The organism is Mycobacterium sp. P4_H6 (assembly GCF_056400845.1).
In genome coordinates, this window is record NZ_JBFUKN010000082.1 from 1 (window position 1) to 23,885 (window position 23,885).

At 66.7% G+C, this 23,885-nt stretch carries 24 protein-coding genes; 14 read left to right on the forward strand and 10 right to left on the reverse strand.

Going from position 1 to position 23,885, the window contains the following annotated elements; all coding sequences use genetic code 11:
- Window positions 1-361: MMPL family transporter (locus AC1DTF_RS25560; RefSeq protein ID WP_477476104.1), on the forward strand; the 361-nt coding region annotated here is incomplete at its 5' end.
- A 7-nt stretch (window positions 362-368) separates the two neighbouring features.
- Here the strand turns inward: AC1DTF_RS25560 and AC1DTF_RS25565 are convergent.
- The gene (locus tag AC1DTF_RS25565; protein WP_477476105.1) at window positions 369-848 is read right to left on the reverse strand and encodes a hypothetical protein; all 480 of its coding nucleotides are present in this window, start codon (window positions 846-848) and stop codon (window positions 369-371) included.
- Window positions 849-1,001: 153 nt separating this feature from the next.
- On the opposite strand from AC1DTF_RS25565, the gene AC1DTF_RS25570 reads away from it, so the two are divergent.
- Window positions 1,002-2,144, forward strand: coding sequence for an NAD(P)/FAD-dependent oxidoreductase (locus AC1DTF_RS25570; RefSeq protein WP_477476106.1), 1,143 nt, complete (start codon window positions 1,002-1,004; stop codon window positions 2,142-2,144).
- A gap of 115 nt (window positions 2,145-2,259) precedes the next feature.
- Window positions 2,260-2,646, forward strand: coding sequence for a hypothetical protein (locus AC1DTF_RS25575; protein ID WP_156409124.1), 387 nt, complete (start codon window positions 2,260-2,262; stop codon window positions 2,644-2,646).
- Between the two features lie 22 nt (window positions 2,647-2,668).
- Here AC1DTF_RS25575 and AC1DTF_RS25580 read toward each other — a convergent pair whose 3' ends face one another.
- A complete protein-coding gene (locus AC1DTF_RS25580; protein ID WP_477476107.1) occupies window positions 2,669-3,262 on the reverse strand; it encodes an NAD(P)H-dependent oxidoreductase in 594 nt (197 codons plus the stop codon).
- Window positions 3,263-3,347: 85 nt separating this feature from the next.
- Between AC1DTF_RS25580 and AC1DTF_RS25585 the strand changes: the two genes are divergently transcribed.
- Window positions 3,348-3,932: a TetR/AcrR family transcriptional regulator gene (locus AC1DTF_RS25585; RefSeq protein WP_200962116.1), complete on the forward strand. Its 585-nt coding sequence runs from the start codon at window positions 3,348-3,350 to the stop codon at window positions 3,930-3,932.
- Here the strand turns inward: AC1DTF_RS25585 and AC1DTF_RS25590 are convergent.
- From AC1DTF_RS25590 to chvE, 8 genes are all read right to left on the reverse strand, one after another.
- Window positions 3,919-4,758, reverse strand: coding sequence for an EamA family transporter (locus tag AC1DTF_RS25590; RefSeq protein WP_477476108.1), 840 nt, complete (start codon window positions 4,756-4,758; stop codon window positions 3,919-3,921). The genes AC1DTF_RS25585 and AC1DTF_RS25590 overlap by 14 nt on opposite strands.
- A 130-nt stretch (window positions 4,759-4,888) precedes the next feature.
- Complete coding sequence (locus tag AC1DTF_RS25595) at window positions 4,889-5,839, reverse strand: aldose 1-epimerase family protein (RefSeq protein ID WP_477476109.1); 951 nt, start codon at window positions 5,837-5,839, stop codon at window positions 4,889-4,891.
- A gap of 4 nt (window positions 5,840-5,843) precedes the next feature.
- Window positions 5,844-6,935: a galactokinase gene (locus AC1DTF_RS25600; protein ID WP_477476110.1), complete on the reverse strand. Its 1,092-nt coding sequence runs from the start codon at window positions 6,933-6,935 to the stop codon at window positions 5,844-5,846.
- Window positions 6,932-8,014, reverse strand: coding sequence for a galactose-1-phosphate uridylyltransferase (galT, locus tag AC1DTF_RS25605; RefSeq protein WP_477476111.1), 1,083 nt, complete (start codon window positions 8,012-8,014; stop codon window positions 6,932-6,934). The genes AC1DTF_RS25600 and galT overlap by 4 nt, the downstream gene beginning before the upstream one ends.
- Window positions 8,011-8,238: a hypothetical protein gene (locus AC1DTF_RS25610; RefSeq protein ID WP_477476112.1), complete on the reverse strand. Its 228-nt coding sequence runs from the start codon at window positions 8,236-8,238 to the stop codon at window positions 8,011-8,013. Before AC1DTF_RS25610 ends, galT begins: the two co-directional genes overlap by 4 nt.
- A 4-nt stretch (window positions 8,239-8,242) precedes the next feature.
- Window positions 8,243-9,472 carry a multiple monosaccharide ABC transporter permease gene (gene mmsB, locus AC1DTF_RS25615; protein WP_057166778.1) on the reverse strand — a complete coding sequence of 410 codons (1,230 nt, stop codon included), beginning with the start codon at window positions 9,470-9,472 and terminating at the stop codon, window positions 8,243-8,245.
- Window positions 9,469-10,980 carry a multiple monosaccharide ABC transporter ATP-binding protein gene (gene mmsA, locus AC1DTF_RS25620; protein ID WP_477476129.1) on the reverse strand — a complete coding sequence of 504 codons (1,512 nt, stop codon included), beginning with the start codon at window positions 10,978-10,980 and terminating at the stop codon, window positions 9,469-9,471. Before mmsA ends, mmsB begins: the two co-directional genes overlap by 4 nt.
- A 29-nt stretch (window positions 10,981-11,009) precedes the next feature.
- Window positions 11,010-12,110: a multiple monosaccharide ABC transporter substrate-binding protein gene (gene chvE, locus AC1DTF_RS25625; RefSeq protein WP_057166779.1), complete on the reverse strand. Its 1,101-nt coding sequence runs from the start codon at window positions 12,108-12,110 to the stop codon at window positions 11,010-11,012.
- 286 nt (window positions 12,111-12,396) lie between these two features.
- Here chvE and AC1DTF_RS25630 point away from each other — a divergent pair, with 286 nt between their 5' ends.
- From AC1DTF_RS25630 to AC1DTF_RS25675, 10 genes are read left to right on the forward strand one after another with little or no spacing between them, the layout of a single operon-like run.
- Window positions 12,397-13,380 (forward strand): ABC transporter substrate-binding protein, encoded by a 984-nt coding sequence (locus tag AC1DTF_RS25630; protein ID WP_477476113.1) that lies wholly within the window; start codon window positions 12,397-12,399, stop codon window positions 13,378-13,380.
- Complete coding sequence (locus tag AC1DTF_RS25635; RefSeq protein ID WP_477476114.1) at window positions 13,380-14,915, forward strand: sugar ABC transporter ATP-binding protein; 1,536 nt, start codon at window positions 13,380-13,382, stop codon at window positions 14,913-14,915. The genes AC1DTF_RS25630 and AC1DTF_RS25635 overlap by 1 nt, the downstream gene beginning before the upstream one ends.
- Window positions 14,912-16,006: an ABC transporter permease gene (locus AC1DTF_RS25640; RefSeq protein WP_477476115.1), complete on the forward strand. Its 1,095-nt coding sequence runs from the start codon at window positions 14,912-14,914 to the stop codon at window positions 16,004-16,006. Before AC1DTF_RS25635 ends, AC1DTF_RS25640 begins: the two co-directional genes overlap by 4 nt.
- A complete protein-coding gene (locus tag AC1DTF_RS25645; protein WP_477476116.1) occupies window positions 16,003-17,004 on the forward strand; it encodes an ABC transporter permease subunit in 1,002 nt (333 codons plus the stop codon). Before AC1DTF_RS25640 ends, AC1DTF_RS25645 begins: the two co-directional genes overlap by 4 nt.
- Window positions 17,001-18,029 (forward strand): LacI family DNA-binding transcriptional regulator, encoded by a 1,029-nt coding sequence (locus AC1DTF_RS25650; RefSeq protein ID WP_477476117.1) that lies wholly within the window; start codon window positions 17,001-17,003, stop codon window positions 18,027-18,029. The genes AC1DTF_RS25645 and AC1DTF_RS25650 overlap by 4 nt, the downstream gene beginning before the upstream one ends.
- On the forward strand, window positions 18,026-19,693 hold the full coding sequence (araB, locus tag AC1DTF_RS25655) for a ribulokinase (RefSeq protein WP_477476118.1): 1,668 nt from the start codon (window positions 18,026-18,028) through the stop codon (window positions 19,691-19,693). The genes AC1DTF_RS25650 and araB overlap by 4 nt, the downstream gene beginning before the upstream one ends.
- Complete coding sequence (locus AC1DTF_RS25660) at window positions 19,690-20,400, forward strand: L-ribulose-5-phosphate 4-epimerase (protein ID WP_477476119.1); 711 nt, start codon at window positions 19,690-19,692, stop codon at window positions 20,398-20,400. The genes araB and AC1DTF_RS25660 overlap by 4 nt, the downstream gene beginning before the upstream one ends.
- A complete protein-coding gene (gene araA / locus AC1DTF_RS25665) occupies window positions 20,397-21,908 on the forward strand; it encodes an L-arabinose isomerase (RefSeq protein WP_057166786.1) in 1,512 nt (503 codons plus the stop codon). The genes AC1DTF_RS25660 and araA overlap by 4 nt, the downstream gene beginning before the upstream one ends.
- The gene (locus tag AC1DTF_RS25670; protein ID WP_477476120.1) at window positions 21,905-22,915 is read left to right on the forward strand and encodes a zinc-dependent alcohol dehydrogenase; all 1,011 of its coding nucleotides are present in this window, start codon (window positions 21,905-21,907) and stop codon (window positions 22,913-22,915) included. Before araA ends, AC1DTF_RS25670 begins: the two co-directional genes overlap by 4 nt.
- A 59-nt stretch (window positions 22,916-22,974) precedes the next feature.
- Complete coding sequence (locus tag AC1DTF_RS25675; RefSeq protein WP_477476121.1) at window positions 22,975-23,835, forward strand: alpha/beta fold hydrolase; 861 nt, start codon at window positions 22,975-22,977, stop codon at window positions 23,833-23,835.
- Window positions 23,836-23,885: the final 50 nt, after the last annotated feature.

Here is a 23,885-nt window from a genome sequence, read left to right on the forward strand (position 1 = left end):
CCTGAACACCGGCATCATCCGGGCGATGGCCGGATCCGGCGCCGTGGTGACCGCGGCCGGGTTGGTGTTCGCCGCCACCATGGCGTCCTTCGTCTTCGCCGACCTGCGCATCCTCGGCCAGATCGGCACCACGATCGCGCTCGGCCTGCTCTTCGACACACTCATCGTGCGGTCGTTCATGACCCCGGCCATCGCCGCGATGCTCGGTCGCTGGTTCTGGTGGCCGATGCGGGTGCGTCCCCGTCCCGCGAGCCAGATGCTGCAGCCCTACGGCTCACGTCAAGCGGTACGTCAACTGTTGCTGTGGGAGGACGGAGACCCCGTCGCCGGAGCGCCGGGGCACACCACATCACAACCGTGAGAACGGTTCAGGGCCTGCCGGCCGCGGCGAGCTCGTCGGTCTGCTCGGATTCCAGCACGGAAACGTCGCGCAGCTTTCGGTTCAACCACGCGACCTTGCGCAGTTGCACCGCCATGTTGATGGACGTCAGCATCGGGATACCGCCGATGAACGTACGAAAAGAGGGCTGGCCGCCGTCCAGGTGAAGCATGAAAAGGCAGCCGACCACGTAGAAGAATCCGATGGTGAACAGCGCCGCGGGGATCGCGTACGCGAGCGGTGATCGCGCATCATTGACCAACTCGGTCGCGTAGTCCACTTCGTCGCGCGACATCGGTTCACGCTTACGGAGTTTCGCCAGTACCGCTTTGTGTGCGCCGACTTGTTCCCCCAGCGGATGGGATGTCCGCCTCTCCAGCCGGCTGATGTAGACGAATACACAACTGGCGAAGATCACTTCCATCACAGCAGCGAGGATCGAGAGATCACCCCACGGTCCGAGATCCACCCTGGCGCTCCTCTGTTCTCTGTGCGCTCACAACCAAGAAAACATTACCGGACCTAACTAGTTTTGCCGGATCTCACAGCAACAAGACAGGTTGTGCGGTTCTGCGAGCCATCCGAACGGGTAGCTCGGGCCGGCGCTGGGTACCCGCGCCCCATGCAACGTGGATTGATCGTCGTCGGCAGTGGCCCGGCAGGTGTCAGCGCCGCCGCAACATTTCGTGAGCACAACTCCGAACTACCGGTACAGATCGTCACCGACGACCCTGACCATCCCTATGCGCGGCCACCGCTGAGCAAGGAGTATCTCCGCGCGGAGACCGACGATGTCGAGCTGCACGAACCGAAGTGGTTTGCCGAGCGCAACATCGAGGTGCTGCACCTCGGGCCGATCGACCGGATCAATATCGCCGCGAAGACCGTCGCGGTCGGGAGCAAGACGATGCCCTACGGCTCGCTGGTGCTGGCCTGTGGCAGTGGTCCGAACGCGCTGCCGGTGCCCGGCGGCGAATCAGCGCTGCAATTGCGCTCGTTGTCGGACGCCGCTCGGCTGCGCGCCGCCGGCAGCGAGGCGAATTCGGCGGTGGTGATCGGAGCCGGCTTCATCGGCTGTGAGGCGGCCGCCTCGCTGGCCATGCGGGGAGTGAAGACCACCCTGGTGGCGCCCGACGCAGCGCCGCAGGCCAAGCGGCTCGGCAGCGAGGCCGGTGCTCGACTGCGGGCGATGCTGGACGAGGTGGGAGTGCGTTACGTCGGTGGTGTGTCGGTCGCCTCGCTGGCAGCCGGTGTGGTGCACCTCGACAACGGCGACGCCATCGACACCGACCTGATTCTGGCTGCCACGGGGGTCACGCCACGCAGCGGTGTGGCGGCGGACGCCGGACTGGAGGTCGACGACGGGCGCATCGTGGTCGGCCCCGACATGCGCACCTCCGTCGGCGACATCTACGCCGCCGGTGATGTCGCCCTGGCGTTCAATGCCGGCGCAGGCCGAAGGTTGCCGGTGGAGCACTGGCAGGATGCCGACGATCAGGGCGCGGTAGCCGGCCGGAACGCCGCCGGAGGATCGGCCACCTGGGATGCGGTGCCGGGCTTCTGGTCCACCATCGGGGAAGCGACGATCAAGTACCACGCCTGGGGTGACGGCTATGAGCACAGCTGGTTCATCGACCATGGCGACGGTTTCACCGTCTGGTACGAGGCGCAGGGTGTGGCCGTGGGGGTCCTCACCCACAACTGCGATGACGACTACGACCGTGCCGAAGAGCTCATCGCCGAGGGTAGGCCCGCCCTACGGTGACGCATATCGCCGATCGCGCCACCAGAGTCGGCAAACTTGGGATCGGTAGCGATCCGTCGGTCCAGACTCGATCACAGCAGGCGCCGCCGAAAGGCGCCTTTTCGAGGAGGACACCATGTCGCGAATTCTTGTCGCCGCCGTTGCGGCCACCGCCCTGATGACCGGTGGCCTGGGGGCTGCTGCGGTGGGGATGGCTGCCGGGACGGCCCAGGCCGCTCCCCAGTGCTCACCGGGGGAGGCAAATACCCCTCGCTGCGCGCCGCCGGAAGGGCCACCGGCCTGCAATGCCTTCGGCGACTGCGGTCAGATCTGGTGCCCGGCGTCGGGGATGAACTCGGTTCCCGGTTGGGATCTGAACACCTGCCACACCTTCCATTTCGACCCGAACGCGCCGTTGAACAGGCCGATCATGATCTCGGGCAACCCTCCGGGACCCGCGGCGCCGCCACCGCCGCCGTGCATTCTGTTCATCAACTGCCTGCCGGGGCTGACGCATCCCTGATCGCACCGGTGCACCGGAAGGGTCAAACTCGGCATCGGGCCGCCAGCACGTCGGCGACCACCGCGGCGACGGTATCCGCCAACGGGATCGGGGCGTCGACCTCGGTGTCGTAGAGAAAGTGCGAGGACGCGACGTGGGTCCCGCAGTATTCGAAGATGCCGTGTTCGATGCCGGTCCGCATCGACTCGGTGTAGCCGTGCCGTTCGTAGGTGCCAGGGTCGGTGCCGGCGAGTGCCAGTAGGTGAATGTCACGACGGGTGAGGGCATCGCCGGGGGCGGCCTCGTCCCCATAGGCCCAGCCGTAGTTCAGCACGCGGTCGATCCAGCCCTTGAGCAGGCCCGGCATGCCCCACCAGTAGACGGGGTAGACGAGCACGACGGCGTCGGCGCGTTCCACTCGTTGCTGTTCGCGCCGCACATCGTCGGGATACGGTCCCTTCCCACGCATCGCGGCCAGATCGTCGGCGGTGAAGCGTGGATCGAACTCCTCGGTGGCCAGATCGGCAACCTCGGCGGTGTGGCCGAGTGGGGCGCTGAGTTCCGCGGCCAGCATGCGCGCGGCGGACGCTGTCAGCGACTCGGGTTGCGGATGTGCGAACAGGACGAGCGTGTGCATGCTTGCTCCCGGTATTGTCGGCATGAGTTCAAGTTACAGTTGGTAACTTACGAATAGTAACTTAAACACGGCAGGAGGTGCAGGCGTGGCGGAGGTGACGCGAAAGCGCATGTCGAACGCGGAGCGCCACGCCCAATTGCTCGATATCGCCCAGGAACTCATCCGCGTCGACGGCAGCGACGCACTGACCCTCGCTCGGATCGCCGAGCGAGCCGGGGTGGCCAAACCGCTCGTCTACAACCACTTCGGCACGCGCGCCGCGGTGCTGGCCGAGCTCTACCGCGCCTTCGACGAACGCCAGCATGCCGCTCTGGACGCGGCTCTGGCCACCTCGCCCGGCGATCTGGACACGGTGGCGCACACGATCGCCGACGCCTACGTCGGTTGCGCGCTGAGCGAAGGCACGGAGCTGCCCGGACTGATTGCCGCGCTCGCCGGCTCACCGGAACTCGAACGCCTACGCCGCGACGCCGATCAAACCTTCGGCAGCAAATGCCGAAAAGCGCTGCTGCCCTTCGCCCGCAGCGGCGAGATTCCCGACGCGGCCATCCACGCGATCCTGGGTGCGGCCGACGGTATCGCGCGGGCGGTCATCGCGGGGGAGATCTCTGCCGAGGATGCGCACGCGGCGCTGTCCACCGCGATCGCCGCGCTGGTCAGCCCACGCTGATCAGCACCACCCCGGCCAACACCACGGCCGATGCGATCGCGCGCCGGCCGCCGAGCTTCTCGCCGAGGAACACCGTCCCGATCAGTGCACCGAAGACGATGCTCGTCTCCCGCAGCGCGGCGATCGGCGCCAGTGCCCCGCTGGTCTGCGCCCACAGCACGATCGAGTAGGCGGCCAGCGAGATCACTCCTCCCGTGATCCCCGCCCCGGCGGACTCGCGGAACGCCGGCGCGAGTCTGCCGCGCCGCCGTATCACCGCCAGCACCGCGATCGGCGGGCCCTGCAGCAGGAACATCCACCCGATGTAGGCGGCCAACGGCGCCTCCCGCACCCCGAGCCCGTCGACGACGGTGTACGCGGCGATCATCACACCGGTGAGCAGGGCCGCCGTCAGCGCCGGGATGTCGTGGCGGCTCGGCCGTCCTCCGATGAACACCAGCGCGGCGAGCCCCGCGGAGATCGCCACCACCCCGGCGAGTTCACGCGGCGGGAGGTCGTTGCCGAGCACCACGACCGACACCAGGGCCACGATCCACGGTGACGTGCCGCGGGCCAGCGGATACATCTGGCTGAACTCGCCGAGCTGGTAGCTCGCGAGCAGCAGCAGGTTGTAGGCCACGTGCAGCACCGCGGAGGCGATGATGAACGGCCATGCGCCGGCCGGCGGAAACCCGGCGATCAACGCCAGCGCCCCGCCGCCGACCATGTCGACAACCCCGATGAGCGCGAAACCCACCAGCCGGTCGTTGACGTTGTGCGCCAACGAGTTCCAGATGGCGTGCAGCAGCGCCGAGAACAATACGGCGAGGGCAATGGTCGGCGTCATCCGAGGACCTTCCCGGTGGCACGCGCGCGCCACCGCAAGATCCTCCAGGCTTTTATCCGTTCAGATGACCGCGAGTGTTCGGAACTCCCGGTGGCGTCGCTCGGACCAGTCGCGTGTGACCGCCGGAACCCTAGACGCTATCGGCGACGACTGTACTCGCACGCGTCGCGTCGTCATAGTCGATGCCCCACGACGCGGACAACGTCTCGTCGGGGGCCAGCCAGCGCAGACCGACCCCGTGGTTGAACGCATCGGCCGGTGCGGTCATCGGTTCGAGTGCCACCGCCGTCGCGAACCTGTTTGCGTGGGGGAACTCCCGGGTGATGAAGACGTGCACGAATCCGAAGCTCTCGTCGGCCCACAGCGCGACGGTGCGACCGTCGGAGGAGCGCAGCGTGTGCACACTGCGACCATCTGGCGGTGTCGGTACCGACCACGCGTCGTCGAGATCCAGATCGGCAATGACGCGTCCACTGCGCAGGTCCCACTGCGTGCCCGCCACGGCGGTGCACCCGTTCGGGATGAGCCGGTCGTCGACGTCGATGTGATGCGACCCGTCCACGGTGAGCGTCAACGCCTCGGTGGGGATGTCGCCGATCTTGAGAAAGGGATGGGCGCCGATCGCCACTGGGGCGCAGTCCGATCCGAGGTTGCGCACCGTGTGCGTCACGCTCAGCCCGTCGGGCACCAATCGGTAGGCGACCTCGGTCTGGAGATGGAAGGGATACCCGGGCTGCGGAACCACCGGCGCACCGAGGGTGATCGCCGAGGCCGACCGCGCAATGACCTGATGAGTGGTGTCGCGCAGCAGCCCATGTAATGCGCTGCCATGGCTCGGATCGGTGACATCGAGTTGGTGGGTACGCCCGTCGTGGACCCACCGGCCGTCGCGCACCCGATTGGGCCACGGAATCAAGACGGCACCGCAGCTGAAGGGCACGGGCGTGTGGTCGTCGACACCGGCGGTGATCTCCACGCCGTCGACGCACAGCTGCCGAATGGCCGCACCCTCCGCGGCGATCACCCCGCGCACCGTGCGCCCATCGCGGTGCAGGGCGAGCTCGTACCCAGCGCCTGCCATGGGACTAGCCGCCGGCGCCGTGGCCGGCATGGGTCGCCACGATCGTCGGTTCGTGGTGGCCGTGTCGACGCATCGCGGCACACACGGCGTCACCGACGGCCCCCGATCGCTCGGTCTCGACCAGCGTGATCACGCAGCCGCCGAAGCCGCCGCCGGTCATCCGGGCACCCAATGCTCCTGCCTGCACCGCGGTTTCGGCGATCCGGTCGATGTGATCGGTGGTGATCTCGAAATCGTCTCTCATCGATTTCTGTGACGCGGTCAGCAGCCGGCCGACCTCGACGAAGTCGGAACGATGCAGCGCTTCGACGGTATCGAGCACCCGCTGGTTCTCGGTGAGGATGTGCCGGGCGCGCCGGCCGTCCTCGGAGTCCGGTAGCCCGCTGAGCACCTGTGGTCCCCGGTCCTGCAGATCGCGCAGCGTGGAAACACCCAGCGCGGCCGCGGCGCGCTCGCAGGAGGCGCGGCGGTCGGCGTATTCACCGCCGGCATGCTGATGTGCGGCATGGGAATTGATGAGCAGCAGGGTCATGCCGTGGGCCTCGGGCTCGAACGGCACCGAGCGGGTGCTGAGGTCACGGAAATCGATCAGCTGGGCGCGTCGCCGTTCGGCGAACAGGATCGCCAGCTGATCCAACAGCCCTGTCGGGGCGCCCACATAGTCGTTCTCCGCGCGCTGTGCGATCCGGGCCTGCTCGACGCGGTCCAGCCTCCGGTCGGTGGCGGACAGAATCGCGCCCAGTACCGCGCACTCCAGCGCGGCGGACGACGCCAGGCCGGAGCCCGTGGTGACACCGCCGGTGACTGCCATCGCGCCGCCGGGGACGGGATGCCCCGCGCTCTGCAACGCCCACACCACACCGGCCACGTACGCGGCCCAGCCGCCCACGTCGCCGGGCACCGTGTTCAGCGCCAACCGGACCGGCGCCGCCTCCCGGTCGCTGCGCACGACGAGTGTGTCGGTGTCAGCGGGTGCAAATGTCACCGTGGTGCGTTCGGGTAGCGCGATGGGCAGCGCGAAACCGTAGTTGTAGTCGGTGTGTTCGCCGATGAGGTTGATCCGGCCCGGTGCGCTGTACTCGACTGGTCGTGTCATAGTTCCCGCAACCTGCCGGCGACGATCTCGGGGGTGGTGTCGTTGATGAATGCGCCCATCGCCGATTCCGAGCTGGCCAGATACTTGATCTTGTTGGCGGTGCGCCGTATCGAGAGCAACTCGACGTGGAAGTACCCCTCGCGTTGCGCGTCGTCATCGGTGTACTGGTGCAGTGCCGACATGTACGGCAGCGGCGCGTCGTACAGCCGGTCGAACCGTCCCAGCACGTCGAGATAGATCCGTGCGAAGCTCTCGAGTTCCGCATCGTCGAGTTCGGTCAGGTTGCGCACGAACCTGTGCGGATAGATGTGCACCTCCAGCGGCCACCGTGAGGCGAAGGGGACGAAGGCGGTGAATGCCTCGTTCTGTGCCACGATCCGGCTGCCCTGGTCGAGTTCATCGGCGAGGATGCGGGCGAACAGGTTGGTGCCGTGCCGTTCTCGATGTAGTCCGGCTTGGCGCAGCATGGTGGCGGTGCGTGGTGTCAGGTAGGGGTAGGCGTAGATCTGACCGTGCGGATGGGTCAGTGTCACGCCGATCTCCTCGCCGCGGTTCTCGAAGCAGAACACCTCTTCGATACCCGGTCGCGCCATCAACTCCGCGGTGCGGTGCCGCCAGGCCTGCACGACCAGCAGAGCGTGGGCGGCATCGAGATCGGCGAACCGGCCGGTGTGGTCACTGGAGAACGCGATGACCTCACAGTGACCGGTACCCGGTGCGGAGATGAACCCGTCGGTGGCGTCGGGAAGCCCAGGCGTGCTGTCGCCGGCCAGACTGGGGAATCTGTTCTCGAACACCACCACGTCATAGTCGGGTGCCGGCACCTCGCTGGATATCCCGGAGGGTCCCGGGCACAGCGGGCACTGGTCGGGAGCCGGCTTGTACGTGCGGTTCTGGCGCAGGGCCGCGATGACCACCCATTCGCCGGTCTGGCGGTCCAGCCGCAACTCGGTGTGCGAGCCGGCCCGGCCCGGCAGGGTGCGACGATCCGGATGCGGTTCGGCAGCATGTCCGGGCAGCGAGAAGAACAGCAGTTCGCGTTCGTCGGCCAACGGCCATCGCAGCGGCTCGATCGTCATGTCCCGATCATCCGGGCGCGTTCGCGCGAGGCCTGGACGCGCTGCCAGGGCTGCGCGAGTTCCTGGAAATGCCGGGCATTCTCGGCGGCGATGATGTGGCTGACCCGCTCGGCGAGCTGGCTCGGCGTCAGGCCGAACTCCGCGAGAACCTCGTCTGAGGGCGGGCCGCCGTAGGGGGACCAACTGCGAACGTAGTCGAGGATCTCGCGGTCGAACCGGTCCATGGCGCTACGAGCCGCCCTTCTTCTTGTTGTAGACGTCGAATCCCACCGCGGCCAGCAGCACCAGTCCCTTGATGACCTGCTGGACATCGCTGCCGATGCCGATCAGCGACATCCCGTTGTTCAACACGCCGAGCACGAAGCCGCCGATGATGGCGCCGAACACGGTGCCCACGCCGCCGTTGGCCGAGGCGCCGCCGATGAACGCCGCGGCGATCGCCTCCAACTCCATGCCGATACCGGCCTGCGGGGTGGCCGAATTGAGCCGCGCCGCGAAGAGCAGACCGGCCAGGGCTGAGAGCAGACCCATGTTGACGAAGACCAGGAACGTGACGCGCTTGGTCTTCACGCCGGAGAGCCGGGCGGCGGCCACGTTGCCGCCCACCGCATACACCTGTCGTCCGAATACGCTGCTGCGCATGACGAATGCGTAGATGACGAAGGCGACCGCCAGGATGATCCCGACCACCGGTACACCGCGGTAGCTCGCGAGGAGCAGCGTGAAGGCGGCCAGGGCGGCGACGATGGCGGCGCACTTGAAGACGAACCATCCGAAGGGCAGGACGTCGAACTCATAGCGGGTCTGGGCGTTGCGCTGGCGAACCTGCTGCCACACCGCGGCGACCATCACCAGCGCACCGAGGATCATCGTGGGCCAGTGGTAGAGGCTGCTGCCGCCGACCTCGGGCAGGAAGCCACTGCTGACCTGGCTGAAGCTGCGGGGGAACGGTGCAATCGACTGACCCTCGAGCAGATACTGGGTCGCGCCTCGGAAGACCAGCATGCCGGCCAACGTCACGATGAACGACGGAATCCCGACGTAGGCGATCCAGAAGCCCTGCCACGCACCGATCAGCGCGCCCAACAGCAGGCACAGCCCGACCGCGACCGGCCACGGCATGTCCTGTCGGATCATCAACACCGCCGACATGGCTCCGATGAAACCGGCGATGGAGCCGACCGACAGGTCGATGTGGCCGGAGATGATGACGATGACCATCCCGATCGCCAGGATCAGGATGTAACCGTTCTGCTGAACGATATTGGTGACGTTGAGCGGTTTGAGCAGGATCCCGCTGGTCCACAGCTGGAACAGGATGACGATCAGAACCAGCGCGACGACCATGCCGTACTGCCGGAAGTTCTTGCGTACGGCCGTCACCAGTCGCGCTGCGCCGGATTCCGGCGGCGGCGCCGGTGCGCTCGAGGCCGCGTCCACCGTGGAACTGGTGGTCATGAGGTCGATCCCTTCATCATGTAATGCATCAGTGTTTCCTGCGCGGCGTCCTCGCGGGCGACCTCACCGGTGAGCCTGCCCTCGTTGAGGGTGTAGATGCGGTCACACAGGCCGATCAGCTCCGGCAGCTCGGAGGAGATCACGATCACCGATTTCCCCTGGGAAGCCAGCGAATTGATGATCGTGTAGATCTCGTACTTGGCGCCCACATCGATACCGCGGGTGGGTTCGTCGAGGATCAGCACGTCCGGGTCGGCGAAGATCCACTTGCTCAGCACCACCTTCTGCTGATTGCCGCCCGACAGGTTGCCGGTGGTGGYCCGCACCGACGGAGCCTTGATGTGCATGTCCTTGCGGAAGCGCTCGGCGACGACGGTCTCTTCGTGTTCGTTGATGACGGTCGCTCTGCTGACCTTCGGCAGCGATGCCAGGGTCACGCTGCGGGCGATGTCATCCATCAGGTTCAGTCCGTAATGCTTGCGGTCCTCGGTGGCATAGGCGATACCGTGCGCGATCGCCTCGGAGACGGTGCGGGTGCGGATCTCCTTGCCGTCCTTGAAGACCGTGCCGCCGCCCTTCTTCCCGTAGCTGCGCCCGAAGACGCTCATCGCCAGCTCGGTGCGCCCGGCCCCCATCAGCCCTGCCAGGCCCACCACCTCGCCGCGTCGCACGCTGATCGACACCCCGTCGACGACCTTGCGCTCCTGATCGAGCGGATGGAAGACCGTCCAGTCCTCGATCGCGAAGGTGACCTCGCCGACGGGATGGGGAGTGCGCGGCGGGAAACGGTCGACCATGTCCCGACCTACCATGCCGCGGATGATGTGTTCCTCGGTGAGTCCGGCTTCGACGGCCCGGGTCTCGATGGTCTGACCGTCACGCAGGATGGTGATGGTGTCGGCCACCCGCATCACCTCGTTGAGCTTGTGCGAGATGATGATGCAGGTCAGACCCTGGCCGGCGAGCTCGACGATGAGGTCGAGCAGGTGCCTGCTGTCCTCGTCGTTGAGGGCCGCCGTCGGCTCGTCGAGGATGAGTAGCTTCACCTTCTTCGACAGCGCCTTGGCGATCTCGACGAGTTGCTGCTTACCGACTCCGATATCGGAGATCAGGGTCTGCGGGTTCTCGTTCAGACCCACGCGGTCGAGCAACTGCTGGGCGTGACTGGTGGTCTCGTGCCAGCTGATGATCCCGCCCGACGCGTGTTCATTGCCGAGAAAGATGTTCTCGGCAATGGACAGCACGGGCACCAGGGCGAGTTCCTGGTGGATGATGCCGATGCCGCGGCGCTCGCTGCTGCGGATGTCCTTGAACTCGCCCGGCCGGCCGTCGAAGACGATGTCGCCCTGGTAGCTACCGTGCGGGTAGATACCACTGAGCACCTTCATCAACGTGGACTTCCCGGCGCCGTTCTCCCCGCAGATGGCGTGGATCTCACCGTGGCGCACCGTGAGGTTGACCTCGCTCAGTGCGGTGACGTTGCCGAATCGCTTGGTGATGTCGCGCATCTCGAGCAACGGCGCGGCCGTCGCCCGGCTCACGCGAGTTGTGCCGACGTGTAGTAGCCGGACTCGACGAGCACCTTCTCGTAGTTGGTCTTGTCCACGCTGACGGGGTCGAGCAGGAAGGCCGGGACGACCTTGATGCCATTGTCATAGGTGGTGGTGTCGTTGGTCTCGGGTGTCCCACCGGTGAGCAGCGAATCCACCATCTGCACAGCGGCATTGGCCAGTTCGCGGGTGTCCTTGAACACGGTCTGGGTCTGCTCGCCGGCGATGATCGATTTCACCGATGCGAGCTCGGCATCCTGCCCGGTGACGATGGGCAGCGGGTTGGCCGGCGTTCCGTAGCCGGCGCTCTTCAACGCCGAGATGATGCCCAGGGACATGCCGTCGTAGGGGGAGAGCACCGCGTCGACCCGTCCGCTGGTGTACGCGCGGCTCAGCAGGTTGTCCATGCGCGACTGTGCCAGCCCGCCGTCCCAGCGCAGCGTGGCCACCTGGTCGAAGGAGGTCTGACCGCTCTTGACGACCAGCTTCCCGTTGTCGATGTAGGGCTGCAGCACGCTCATGGCGCCGTCGAAGAAGAACGTCGCGTTGTTGTCGTCGGGGGAACCGGCGAACAGTTCGATGTTGAACGGGCCCTTGCCATCTGCGACGCCGAGCTTGTCGACGATGTAGGTGGCTTGCAGGACACCGACCTTGAAGTTGTCGAAAGTCGCGTAATAGTCCACGTTCTCGGTGCCCCGGATCAGCCGGTCATAGCTGACCACCGGGATGTCGGCGTCAGCGGCGCGTTGCAGGATGTCGGTCAGCGAGGAGCTGTCGATGGGGGCGATGACCAGAGCCTTGACGCCCTTGGTGATCATGTTCTCGATCTGCGAGACCTGGTTCTGCACGACGTCGTCGCCGTACTGCAGGTCGGTTTGGTAGCCCAGTTTCTGGAACTGCGCGGCGATGTTGTCGCCGTCGGCCACCCAGCGTTCGGATGACTTGGTGGGCATCGCGATGCCCACGGTGCCGGTGCGTTCACCGCCGCCGCCGGCCGCGTCCGGCGCGTCCGGGCGACCACAACCGGCGCTGGTCAGTGCCGCCACCACGGCGAGTGCGCCGAAAGCGCGAGCAAGGCTCTTACGCATGAAATCCTCCGAATGGGTTCTGCTCAGAACGCGCGGCCGGCGTGACCGGCGCGCGGTGATGTGAGCGCTAACATCGAGAAGTGTGTGACCGGGCTCACGGCTTTGTCAAGCCCTCGGAACAATCGATGTGAGCGCTCACAAGGTCGTTGACAACCGCTGGATGTGAGCGTTAACATTCGCTCGGTGTAACGCCGGTCACATCGAAAATCCATCCCTCGGCCGGCCTCAAATCTCCGCACATCGCGGCCCGATCTCGGCAAACAGCGACAAAAGAGGAGTTACCGTCATGAGGTTTCGCACTGTGGTCGTGGCCGCGGCGTCGGCCGTCCTGTTGGCCGGATGCGGCAGCGGGCAGGCACCCGGCGGCGGGTCCGAATCCGGCAGCGACGGGGGACAGCTCACCATGGGCTTCTCGCAGGTCGGTGCCGAGAGCGGCTGGCGCACCGCGAACACCAAATCGATCCAGGACGCGGCCAAGGACGCCGGGGTCGACCTGAAGTTCTCCGACGCCAACGGCGAGCAGGAAAATCAGATCTCGGCCATCCGGTCCTTCGTGCAACAGGGCGTCGATGTCATCGCGTTCAGCCCCGTCGTGCGCACCGGCTGGGATGCCGTGCTGCTCGAGGCCAAGAACGCCGGCATCCCGGTGATCCTCACCGACCGCGCCGTCGACACCCAGGAGCCCGACGTCTACAAGACCTTCCTGGGCGCCGACTTCGTCGACGAGGGCCGGCGTGCCGGCGACTGGGTGGTCCAGCAGTACGCGTCGGCGCCCGGACCGGTCAACATCGTGCAACTCGAAGGCACCACCGGCGCCGACCCGGCCATCGATCGCAACTCCGGCTTCGCGGACGCCATCTCCGCCAACCCGAACCTGAAGATCATCGCCTCGCAGAGCGGGGACTTCACCCGCTCGGGCGGCAAGCAGGTGATGGAAGCGTTCCTGAAGGCACACCCGCAGATCGACATGGTGTTCTCGCAGAACGACGACATGGGCCTGGGCGCGATGGAGGCCATCGAAGCGGCCGGGAAGAAACCCGGTCAGGACATCAAGATCGTCACCATCGACGCCACCCACGACGGGATGCAGGCGTTGGCCGACGGCAAGTTCAACTACATCGTCGAGTGCAACCCGCTGCTCGGACCGCAACTGATGGACCTCGCCAAGCAGGTCGTCGCCGGCGAGCAGGTTCCGGAACGGGTGGTCACCCCCGACGAGGCCTTCGACCAGCAGCAAGCGGCCGCGGTGCTGCCGGACCGCAAGTACTGATGACCGCGTCGCTGTCGGAAACCGTTGTGCAGCCGGTGATCCAGCTGACCGGGGTCACCGTCGAGTTCCCCGGGGTCAAAGCACTCGACGGCGTCGACCTGCGGCTGCTTGCCGGCGAGATCCATGCGCTGATGGGTGAGAACGGCGCCGGGAAGTCCACGTTGATCAAGGCGCTGACCGGCGTCCACGACATCGCTGCGGGGACGATCACCATCGACGGCGAGGAGCGCCGGTTCAGCACTCCGCGTCAAGCACAGGACGCCGGCATCAGCACGGTGTATCAGGAGGTCAACCTCTGCCCGAATCTGACGGTGGCAGAGAACATCCTGTTGGGTCGCGAGCCCAGACGCTTCGGGCGGATCGACTACCGCGCCATGAACCGCCGCGCCGCCGAACTGCTCGGTGAGCTCGACCTGACCATCGATCCGGGCGACACGCTGGGGGCGCACCCGATCGCCTTGCAGCAGCTGGTCGCCATCGCCCGGGCGATGGCGGTGTCGGCGCGGGTGTTGATCCTCGACGAACCCACGTCCAGCCTGGACGCCGACGAGGTCGCCGAACTGTTCCGGGTGATGCGCAACCTCCGCGACCGCGGGGTGGCGATCCTGTTCGTCTCGCACTTCCTGGATCAGGTGTACGAGATCTCGGACCGGATGACCGTGCTGCGCAACGGACGGCTGGTGGCCGAGTATCTGACCGCGGAACTCGACAAGGTGGCCCTGATCTCCGCGATGCTCGGGCACGAACTCGACCTGCTGGACGACCTGGAGGAGGCGGTCGCCGCCGCGAGCGGCACCGGCGCCGACGAGACCGTGCTCAGCGCGCAGCAGCTCGGGCGTGCCCCCGGCATCCACCCGACCGACCTCGACGTTCACCGCGGCGAGGTGATCGGTCTGGCAGGACTATTGGGTTCGGGACGGACAGAACTGGCCAGGCTGCTCTTCGGCGCCGATCACGCCACCAGCGGACGCATGGTCATCAACGGCAAGGCCGTGCCGATGCGTTCGCCGCGGGCCGCCATCGCCAACGGTTTCGCCTTCTCCTCGGAAGACCGCAAGGGTGAAGGCATCATCGGCGAGCTCTCGGTGCGGGRCAACATGATCCTGGCGCTGCAGGCCCGCCGCGGCTTCGCCCGGCCCCTGTCGAAGAAAACCAAGGACGACCTGGTGGCTCGCTACCTGGAGGCCCTCGACATCCGGCCCCGCGACCCGTCCGCGCTGGTGAAGAATCTCAGCGGCGGCAACCAGCAGAAAGTCCTGCTGGCGCGGTGGCTGATCACCGCGCCCCAACTCTTCATCCTCGACGAGCCGACCAGAGGCATCGATATCGGTGCCAAATCGCAGATCCAGAAACTCGTCACCGACCTGTCGGCCGACGGGATGGCGGTGGTGTTCATCTCCGCGGAACTCGAAGAGGTGTCGCGGATCAGTGACCGCATCCTGGTGCTGCGCGACGGGCACTGCGTCGACGAGGTCGGCAACGACTGCTCGGTCCAGCGGCTGACCGAACTGATCGCCGGGGTGAGCGCGTCATGAGGGCCAAGCTGTTGGCATCGCCGCTGCTGTGGCCCGCGCTCGCGCTGATCGCCCTGCTGGCGGTCAATGTCATTCTCACGCCGAGCTTTCTGACGCTGCGGATGCAGGACGGTCACCTCTTCGGCAGTCTGATCGACATCCTGCGCAACGGTGCTCCCACCATGTTGATCGCGCTCGGCATGACCCTGGTGATCGCCTCGCGCGGCATCGACCTGTCGGTGGGCGCGGTCGTCGCCATCAGCGGCGCGCTGGCCTGCGCCCACATCGCCGCCTCCGCGGACCCGGGCAGTCCCGGCACCGTCGTCACCGCGATGGCGATCGCACTCGGTGTGGCGGTGGCCCTGGGATTGTGGAACGGGGTGCTCGTCTCGGTCTGCGGTATCCAACCGATCATCGCGACCCTGGTGCTGATGACGGCCGGCCGCGGTATCGCGCTGCTGGTCACCGACGGCCAGATCGTCACGGTGACCAGCGCACCGTTCAAGATCCTCGGCGCGGGTTACGCATTCGGCTTGCCGGTGGCAATTCTGGTCAGCCTGTCGGTGTTCGCGGTGGTGGCCCTGCTGACCCGGTGCACCGCGCTGGGCATGCTGCTGGAATCGGTGGGCATCAATCCCGAAGCCAGCCGCCTCGCCGGCGTGCGCCACCGCTCGATCGTCTTCGCGGTCTACGTGTTCAGCGCCTTGTGCGCAGGAGTCGCCGGCCTGATGATCGCGTCGAACATCTCCGCGGCCGACGCCAACAACGCCGGGCTGTGGATAGAAATGGACGCCATCCTGGCCGTGGTGATCGGTGGAACATCGCTGCTCGGCGGGCGATTCAGTCTGACCGGAACGATTCTCGGCGCGCTGATCATCCAGACCCTGACCACCACCGTCTACACGGCGGGAATCACGCCGGAGACCACACTGGTGTTCAAGGCGCTGGTCGTGGTCATCGTGTGCCTGCTGCAGGCCCCGAAGTTCCGGGCGCTGCTGTCGCGGCGCCGGACACCTCGGCTCCCGAGAACGATCGACCCTCCGGAATCACAGTTGAATTCGGCTGAACGGCCCTCGATCTCGCAGCGCACCCCGGTGGTGGTGACCAAATGAGCATCCAGACCGCCGTGCGACCCCGCGACGTCCGCGCCGAACTGATCCGGCGTGCGCGGGGGCGCTACCTGTCACCGCTGGCCTCGCTGGTGCTGTTCATCGTGCTATTCGTCGCGGTCATCGCCCGCTACGAATTCGCCAGCCCCGCGCAGGTCTTCCTGAATCTGCTCGTCGACAACGCCTACCTGATCGTGCTGGCCGTCGGCATGACCTTCGTGATCCTCACCGGCGGCATCGATCTCAGCGTCGGCGCGGTGGTCGCGCTGTCCACCGTGATTCTGGCGACCACGCTGCGAGCCGGGTGGCCCATGCCGCTGGCCGTGGCAGTGGTCCTGGTGGCGGGCCCCACCCTCGGTCTGATGATGGGACTGGTCATCGAATACTTCGATGTCCAGCCGTTCATCGCGACGCTCGCCGGGATGTTCCTGGCCCGCGGGCTGTGCTACGTGCTCAGCGTGGATTCGCTACCCATCAGGGATCCCGCCCTGCGCGCCTTCGGACTCAATTACGTCTACCTCTATGACGACAAATTCATCCGCTGGAGCGTCGTCGTCGCGCTCGCCGTCGTGGTGATCGGTGCGTACGTGCTGCACAAGACCCGTTTCGGCCGCACGGTGTACGCGGTCGGTGGCAACCGGCAGTCGGCGCAGCTGATGGGGCTCGACGCCGCCCGGGCCAACGTCTCGGTGTACGCCATCAGCGGGCTGTGCGCGGCGGTGGCCGGTCTGCTGCTCGCCGTGCAGAAACTGTCCGGATACAGTCTCAACGGCATCGGGCTGGAACTCGACGCCATCGCCGCCGCGGTGATCGGTGGCGTACTGCTCTCCGGCGGTGTGGGTTTCGTGCTCGGATCCGTGATCGGCGTGCTGGTGCTCGGTACGATTCAGACATTCGTCACGGCCGCGAACCTCGACTCGTATTGGACGCGCATCATGACCGGGGCGTTGCTGCTGGTATTCGTTCTCGTGCAGCGCCTAGTGGTGAGGAAGTCCGGATGAGCATCCAGCCCAACAGCCCGGTACCCGGCAAGCCGGTCATGGCCGACGTCGCGCGTCTGGCGGGCGTCAGCCACCAGACGGTGTCACGGGTGATCAACGGATCGCCCAGCATCCGACCCGCCACCAAAGAGCGCGTCGAGCAGGCGATCTCGGAACTCGGATACCGTCCCAACACCGCGGCGCGCGCCCTGGTGACCCGGCGATCCAGGATCATCGGCATCGTCGGCACCAACGACGCGCTCTACGGACCGTCGAGCATCCAGCGGTCGGTGGAGGAGGCAGCGCGGGCCGCCGGCTACTTCTCCAGCATGGTGCCGCTGGTCGACCTGACCGGTGAGGCGCTGCACGATTCCCTCGATCATCTGGCCCGGCAATCGGTGGAGGCGATCGTGATGATCGCCGCGCAGGAGGGCGCCCTGGCGGTTGCGCATGCCGCCGACGCCGGCGTGCCGCTCATCGTGGTCGAGGGTGATCTCTCCGGGCGCGGGCTCAGCGTCGGCGTCGACCAGATCGACGGTGCCCGCCAGGCCACCCAGCACCTCATCGACCTCGGCCACCGCGTCATCGACCATGTGGCGGGTCCGCCGACCTGGACCGAGGCCAAGGGCCGCCGGATCGGATATGAGGAGACCATGCGCGACAACGGTCGTGCGGTACGGGAGTCGTTGACGGGGGATTGGACCCCGGCCCGCGGCTACGAGATCGGCTGCGAACTGGCACGGCGCAACGAGGCGACGGCGGTGTTCGTGGCCAACGACCAGATGGCGATCGGAGTACTGCACGCGTTCGCCCAGAACGGGATACGCGTTCCCGAAGATGTGAGTGTCATCGGATTCGACGACATCCCCGAGTCCGCCTACCTGAACCCCGCGCTGACGACCATCCGGCAGGACTTCAAGGCCGTCGGGCAGCGCGCGATCGAGCTGGTGATCGCCACGTTGGGCGGATCGACACTCGACGTTCCGCTGCTACCCCCCGAGCTGATCATCCGCGACAGTACCGCCACCATCCAGGAGAGTTCATGAGCACCGAGAAGTACACGGTCGGTGTCGATTTCGGCACCCTGTCCGGACGCGCGCTGGTGGTGCGGGTCAGCGACGGCCACCAGCTCGCCGCCGCCGAACATGCCTACCGGCATGGCGTCATCACCGACACGTTGCCCGGCAGCACGACACGCCTGCCGGCGCAGTGGGCGCTACAGGTTCCCGAGGACTACCTGGACGTGTTGCGCAGCGCCGTCCCCGAAGCCGTCGCGAAGTCCGGTGTCGACGCGAGTGACATCATCGGCATCGGCACCGACTTCACCGCGTGCACCATGGTGCCGGTCCGCCGCGACGGGACACCGCTGTATCAGCTGGCGGAGTTCGAAGATCGTCCGCACGCATACGGCAAGCTGTGGCGTCACCATTCGCCGCAGCCGCAGGCCGATCGCATCAACGCCGTTGCCGCCGAACGCCGTGAGCCATGGCTGTCGCGCTACGGTGGACTGATCTCCAGTGAGTGGGAGTTCGCGAAGGCCCTGGAGATCTTCGATGAAGATCCGCAGGTGTACCAGGCGATGGATCATTTCGTCGAGGCCGCCGACTGGATCGTCTGGCAACTGTGCGGGACCTACGTCCGCAACGCGTGTAGCGCAGGCTACAAGGGCATCCGGCAGGACGGCGGATACCCCTCACCGCAGTTCCTCTCCGAGGTGCGGCCGGGCTTCGGCGATTTCGTGACCGAGAAGCTCGACGCCCCGATCGGTCGGCTCGGTGACCGCGCGGGTGCGCTGACCGCGCAGGCCGCGCAGTGGACCGGGCTGCCGGAGGGCATCCCGGTCGCGGTGGGCAACGTCGACGCGCATGTCACGGTCGCGGCGGCCGATGCGCTGGATATCGGGCAACTGGTCGCCATCATGGGCACGTCGACCTGTCACGTGGTGAATTCCGACGTGCTGCGCGACGTCCCCGGCATGTGCGGAGTCGTCGACGGTGGAATCTCCTCGGGCAGTTGGGGATACGAGGCGGGGCAGTCCGGCGTCGGCGACATCTTCGGCTGGTTCATCGAGAACTGCGTGCCCGAGCGCTACCACGTCGAGGCCCGTCGCCTCGGTGTGTCGCTGCACGCCCACCTGACCGAACTGGCGAGCCGCCAGCAGGTGGGAGAGCACGGCCTGGTGGCGCTGGACTGGCACAGTGGCAACCGTTCGGTGCTGGTCGACCACGAGCTGTCCGGTGTCATGATCGGGCAGACCCTGCACACCACCTGCGTCGACATGTACCGGGCGTTGTTGGAGGCCACGGCGTTCGGTACCCGGATGATCGTCGAGACGTTCGCGACCTCGGGTGTCCGCATCGACGAGCTGGTGGTCGCCGGAGGGTTGCTGAAGAACGAGCTGCTGATGCAGATCTATGCCGATGTGGTGGGGTTGCCGCTGTCGACGGTGCCGTCGGATCAGGCGCCCGCGCTGGGATCGGCGATTCACGCCGCGGTGGCGGCGGGCGCGTACCTCGATGTGGGCGCGGCCGCCCGGCACATGGGCACGCGGACCCGCAACGCCTATCTGCCCATCGCGCACAACGCCGCGGCCTACGACCGGCTCTACCGCGAGTACGTGGCGGCCTACGAGTGGTTCGGTCGCGGAAACGACATGATGCGCCGGCTCCGGCGCATCGCCACCCCGGAACCGGTAGGAGCCATCCGATGACCATCACGTCGGACATCGACCACGTCATTGCCGAACTGCGGCAACAGGTGTGCGATCTGCACGCCCTGCTCACCCAGTACGAACTGGTGATCTGGACAGCAGGCAACGTCTCGGCCCGGGTGCCCGGGCGCGACCTCATGGTCATCAAGCCCTCGGGTGCCGAGTACGCCTCACTGCGCGCCGAGGACATGGTGGTCTGCGACCTCTACGGCAATCTGGTCGACGGCGCGCTGGCACCGTCCTCGGACACCGCCGCCCACGCGTACGTGTACCGGCACATGCCCGAGGTGGGCGGGGTGGTGCATACGCACTCCACCTACGCCACCGCGTGGGCCGCCCGCGGCGAGCCGATCCCGTGTGTGCTCACCATGGCCGCCGACGAATTCGGTGGCGAGGTGCCGGTCGGTCCGTTCGCCCTGATCGGCGACGACTCGATCGGGCGTGGCATCGTGGAGGTGTTGCGGGACAGCCGATCCCCGGCGGTGCTGATGCGCAACCATGGGCCCTTCACCATCGGCCGGACCGCGCGCGATGCCGTCAAGGCCGCCGTCATGGTCGAAGACGTGGCGCGCACGGTGCACATCAGCCGGCAACTCGGTGCCGCGCCGCCCATCGACGCCGCCGACGTGACCGCGCTCTTCGACCGGTACCAGAACGTATACGGCCAGAACGAACAGACTTCCGACATCCACCAGGAGAACCCATGATCGCGTCCCGACTCGCCACCAGCCAGGTATGGCTGATCACCGGCAGTCAATCGTTGTACGGACCCGATGTCCTTGACCAGGTTGCCGACCAGTCACGCCAGATCGCCGAACGTCTCGACGGCAGTGCCGAGATCCCGGTCGAGGTGCGCTGGGTTCCGGTCGTCACCGATTCCGAACAGATCGCCCGGGTGCTCAGCGACGCCAATGCCGCACCGGAATGTGTCGGTGTCATCGCCTGGATGCACACCTTCTCACCGGCGAAGATGTGGATCCGCGGGCTCAAGTCACTGCGTAAACCATTGCTGCATCTGCACACCCAGTTCGGCGTCGAATTGCCCTGGCAGACCATCGACATGAACTTCATGAACCTCAACCAGGCCGCGCACGGAGACCGCGAGTTCGGGTACATCCAGTCCCGGTTGTCCACCTCGCGGAAGACCATCGCCGGACACGTCAGCGATCCGCGCACCCAGGTGCGGGTCGGGTCGTGGGTGCGCGCGGCACTGGGAGCCGCCGAGCTGTCGACGCTCAAGGTCGCGCGGTTCGGCGACAACATGCGTGGTGTCGCTGTCACCGAGGGCGACAAGGTCGAGGCGGAAGCGCATTTCGGCGCCTCCATCGATGCCTTCGGGGTCAACGATCTTGTCGGCGTCGTTGAACGAGTGCAGTCGGCTGACATCGACAAACTGGTGCGCGAATACGAACACACCTACCGGGTCGATCCGGACCTGTTGCCCGGCGGTGACCGGCATGTCGCCCTGCGGCACGGCGCGCAGATCGAGCTCGGACTGCGGAAGTTCCTGACCGACGGTGGGTTCCACGCCTTCACCACCAACTTCGAAGACCTCGGCGGGCTCCGTCAGCTGCCGGGGCTGGCGGTGCAGCGGCTGATGGCCGACGGCTACGGGTTCGGCGGCGAGGGCGACTGGAAGACCGCGATGATGCTGCGCACGGTGAAGGTGATGGCCGAGGGGCTGCCCGGTGGCACTTCGTTCATGGAGGACTACACCTACGATCTGACGCCCGGCCGCGAGCGCATCCTCGGTGCACACATGCTCGAGGTGTGTCCCAGCATCGCCGCATCGACCCCCACCCTGGAGATCCACCCGCTGTCGATCGGTGATCGCGACGATCCCGTCCGGTTGCGGTTCACCGCCGCACCCGCCGATGCCGTGATCATCGGGATCTGCGATATGGGCAGCCGATTCCGGCTGGTGGCCAACGAAGTTCGGGTCATCGAACCGACGGAGGAACTGCCGAACCTGCCGGTGGCGTGCGCGGTGTGGGAACCCTCCCCGTCCTGGTCGACCTCGGCGGAAGCCTGGTTGATGGCCGGTGCGCCGCACCACACCGTGCTCACCACCGCCGTCGGCACCGAGGTGTTCGAGGACTTCGCGACCATGACCGACACCGAACTGCTCGTCATCGACGACACCACCACGGTGCGCAACTTTCAGCACGAACTGCGGTGGAACGACGTCTATCACCACGTCGCCGCCGGACTGTGATCGCGGCGCGCCTGCACGCCGTCGGTGATCTACGCGTCGGCACCGAGGACGATCCCGGTGACGCCCCGCCGGGGTGGTCGCTGCTGGCGGTGACTTCGGTGGGCATCTGCGGTTCGGATCTGCACTGGTTCACCGACGGCGGTATCGGGGAGAACCGGATCGAGCATCCCGTGGTGCCCGGCCATGAGTTCGCGGCGCGCGCCGTCACCGGACCGTTTGCGGGCCGACGCGTCGCTGTCGATCCGGCCATCCCGTGCCAGAAGTGCGAACTGTGTCTGGCCGGTCACCACAACCTCTGTCCCACAGTGCAGTTCGCCGGGCACGGCACGCTCGACGGTGCGCTACAGGAATATCTGGTGTGGCCGGACCGCCTGCTGCATCCGCTACCCGATGAGCTCAGCGACGATGCTGGGGCGCTGCTGGAACCCCTGGGTGTGGCCATCCACGCGGTGGGCGTGAGCCATCTACGGCGCGGGGACGACGTGTTGGTGGTCGGTGCCGGCCCGATCGGTGTGCTCGCTGTTCAGGTGGCTCTGCGCGCGGGTGCGGCACGGGTTTTCGTGACCGAACCGCTTGCGCACCGGCGAGACACCGCGTTGCGCAACGGTGCAGATGGCGCGTGGTCGCCGACGGAAGGCACCGCCGAGGTCCTGGAGGGCACCGAGGGGCGCGGAGTCGACGTGGTCATCGAGTTGGCCGGGACCGACGCCGGGATCGCCACCGCCGTGGCCGCCGTCCGCCCCGGCGGACGGGTGGCGCTCGCCGGAATCCCCTCAGAGGATCAATCGTCGTTTCCGGCCGCGGCGGCACGGCGTAAGGGCCTGACCTTCGCGATGGTCCGCCGGATGAAGGACACCTATCCGCGTGCCATCGCCCTGGCCGTGGACGGTGTGGACCTCGATTCGCTGGTCACCGGGCGTCATCGCCTGGATCACGCGGCCGATGCCTTCACCGCGGCGGCGCAGCGCGAGGGCGACAAGGTCGTGGTGGCGGTGTCCGGTACCTGAGCGGTTGTCACCTGAAGTTACTCATCAGTAGGCTCAGAGGTCGACGGGTGGGAGCTGGAGTGATCGAACCGAAGTTCATCGAGATTCATGGCATGCGACAAGCGGTCGTGGACGAGGGTGACGGCGACGAAGTCCTGTTGCTGATTCACGGAATGGCGGGCAGCGCGCAGACCTGGCGCGCCGTCTTGCCGCAACTTGCCAAGAAATACCGGGTCATCGCCCCGGATCTGCTCGGCCATGGCCAGTCGTCCAAGCCCCGCACCGACTACTCGCTGGGTGCCTTCGCGGTCGGCCTGCGTGATCTGCTCGACGAACTCGGCGTGGAATCGGCGACCGTGGTCGGCCAATCCCTGGGCGGCGGCGTCGCGATGCAGTTCCTCTATCAGCATCCCGACTACTGTCGCCGGCTCGTGCTCATCAGCAGTGGCGGCCTAGGCCCCGATGTCGGATTGATCCTGCGCCTGCTCGCAGCGCCGGGAGCCGAGTTCGTGATGCCGGTGATCGCGCCGTCACCGGTGCTGCGGGCCGGAAACGCCGTGAAGTCCTGGCTGAGCTCGGCCGGTCTGCGCTCGCCCCGGGGCGCGGAAATGTGGAGCGCGTATTCGTCGTTCGGGGACGGCGAGACGCGTCACGCGTTCCTGCGGACCCTGCGTTCGGTGGTCGATTATCGCGGCCAGGCCGTGAGTGCCCTGAACCGGCTGAATCTGCGCGAAGGTTTACCGATACTCGCGATCTGGGGCGAGGACGACAAAATCATCCCGGTCGACCACGCCTACGCGGCGTTGGAGGCTCGTCCGGACTGCCGCCTCGAAATCCTGCCCGGCGTCGGGCATTTCGCGCAGGTCGAAGCCCCCGACAAGGTGATCGACCTACTCGACGAGTTCATCTCCACGACAGAGCCCTCGAGCCCGAGCCGCTGATTTTCGCCCTCCCGTCCCATGGGCTCAAGGCGGTTCTTATTACGAGACTC

Bases quoted from the DNA above. Each gene is read 5' to 3' on its own strand.
- AC1DTF_RS25570 (WP_477476106.1), top strand. From the start codon at position 1,002: ATGCAACGTGGATTGATCGTCGTCGGCAGTGGCCCGGCAGGTGTCAGC.
- AC1DTF_RS25575 (WP_156409124.1), top strand. From the start codon at position 2,260: ATGTCGCGAATTCTTGTCGCCGCCGTTGCGGCCACCGCCCTGATGACC.
- AC1DTF_RS25580 (WP_477476107.1), bottom strand. From the start codon at position 3,262: ATGCACACGCTCGTCCTGTTCGCACATCCGCAACCCGAGTCGCTGACA.
- AC1DTF_RS25590 (WP_477476108.1), bottom strand. From the start codon at position 4,758: ATGACGCCGACCATTGCCCTCGCCGTATTGTTCTCGGCGCTGCTGCAC.
- AC1DTF_RS25595 (WP_477476109.1), bottom strand. From the start codon at position 5,839: ATGGCAGGCGCTGGGTACGAGCTCGCCCTGCACCGCGATGGGCGCACG.
- AC1DTF_RS25600 (WP_477476110.1), bottom strand. From the start codon at position 6,935: ATGACACGACCAGTCGAGTACAGCGCACCGGGCCGGATCAACCTCATC.
- galT (WP_477476111.1), bottom strand. From the start codon at position 8,014: ATGACGATCGAGCCGCTGCGATGGCCGTTGGCCGACGAACGCGAACTG.
- AC1DTF_RS25610 (WP_477476112.1), bottom strand. From the start codon at position 8,238: ATGGACCGGTTCGACCGCGAGATCCTCGACTACGTTCGCAGTTGGTCC.
- mmsB (WP_057166778.1), bottom strand. From the start codon at position 9,472: ATGACCACCAGTTCCACGGTGGACGCGGCCTCGAGCGCACCGGCGCCG.
- chvE (WP_057166779.1), bottom strand. From the start codon at position 12,110: ATGCGTAAGAGCCTTGCTCGCGCTTTCGGCGCACTCGCCGTGGTGGCG.
- AC1DTF_RS25630 (WP_477476113.1), top strand. From the start codon at position 12,397: ATGAGGTTTCGCACTGTGGTCGTGGCCGCGGCGTCGGCCGTCCTGTTG.
- AC1DTF_RS25640 (WP_477476115.1), top strand. From the start codon at position 14,912: ATGAGGGCCAAGCTGTTGGCATCGCCGCTGCTGTGGCCCGCGCTCGCG.
- AC1DTF_RS25645 (WP_477476116.1), top strand. From the start codon at position 16,003: ATGAGCATCCAGACCGCCGTGCGACCCCGCGACGTCCGCGCCGAACTG.
- AC1DTF_RS25650 (WP_477476117.1), top strand. From the start codon at position 17,001: ATGAGCATCCAGCCCAACAGCCCGGTACCCGGCAAGCCGGTCATGGCC.
- araB (WP_477476118.1), top strand. From the start codon at position 18,026: ATGAGCACCGAGAAGTACACGGTCGGTGTCGATTTCGGCACCCTGTCC.
- AC1DTF_RS25660 (WP_477476119.1), top strand. From the start codon at position 19,690: ATGACCATCACGTCGGACATCGACCACGTCATTGCCGAACTGCGGCAA.
- araA (WP_057166786.1), top strand. From the start codon at position 20,397: ATGATCGCGTCCCGACTCGCCACCAGCCAGGTATGGCTGATCACCGGC.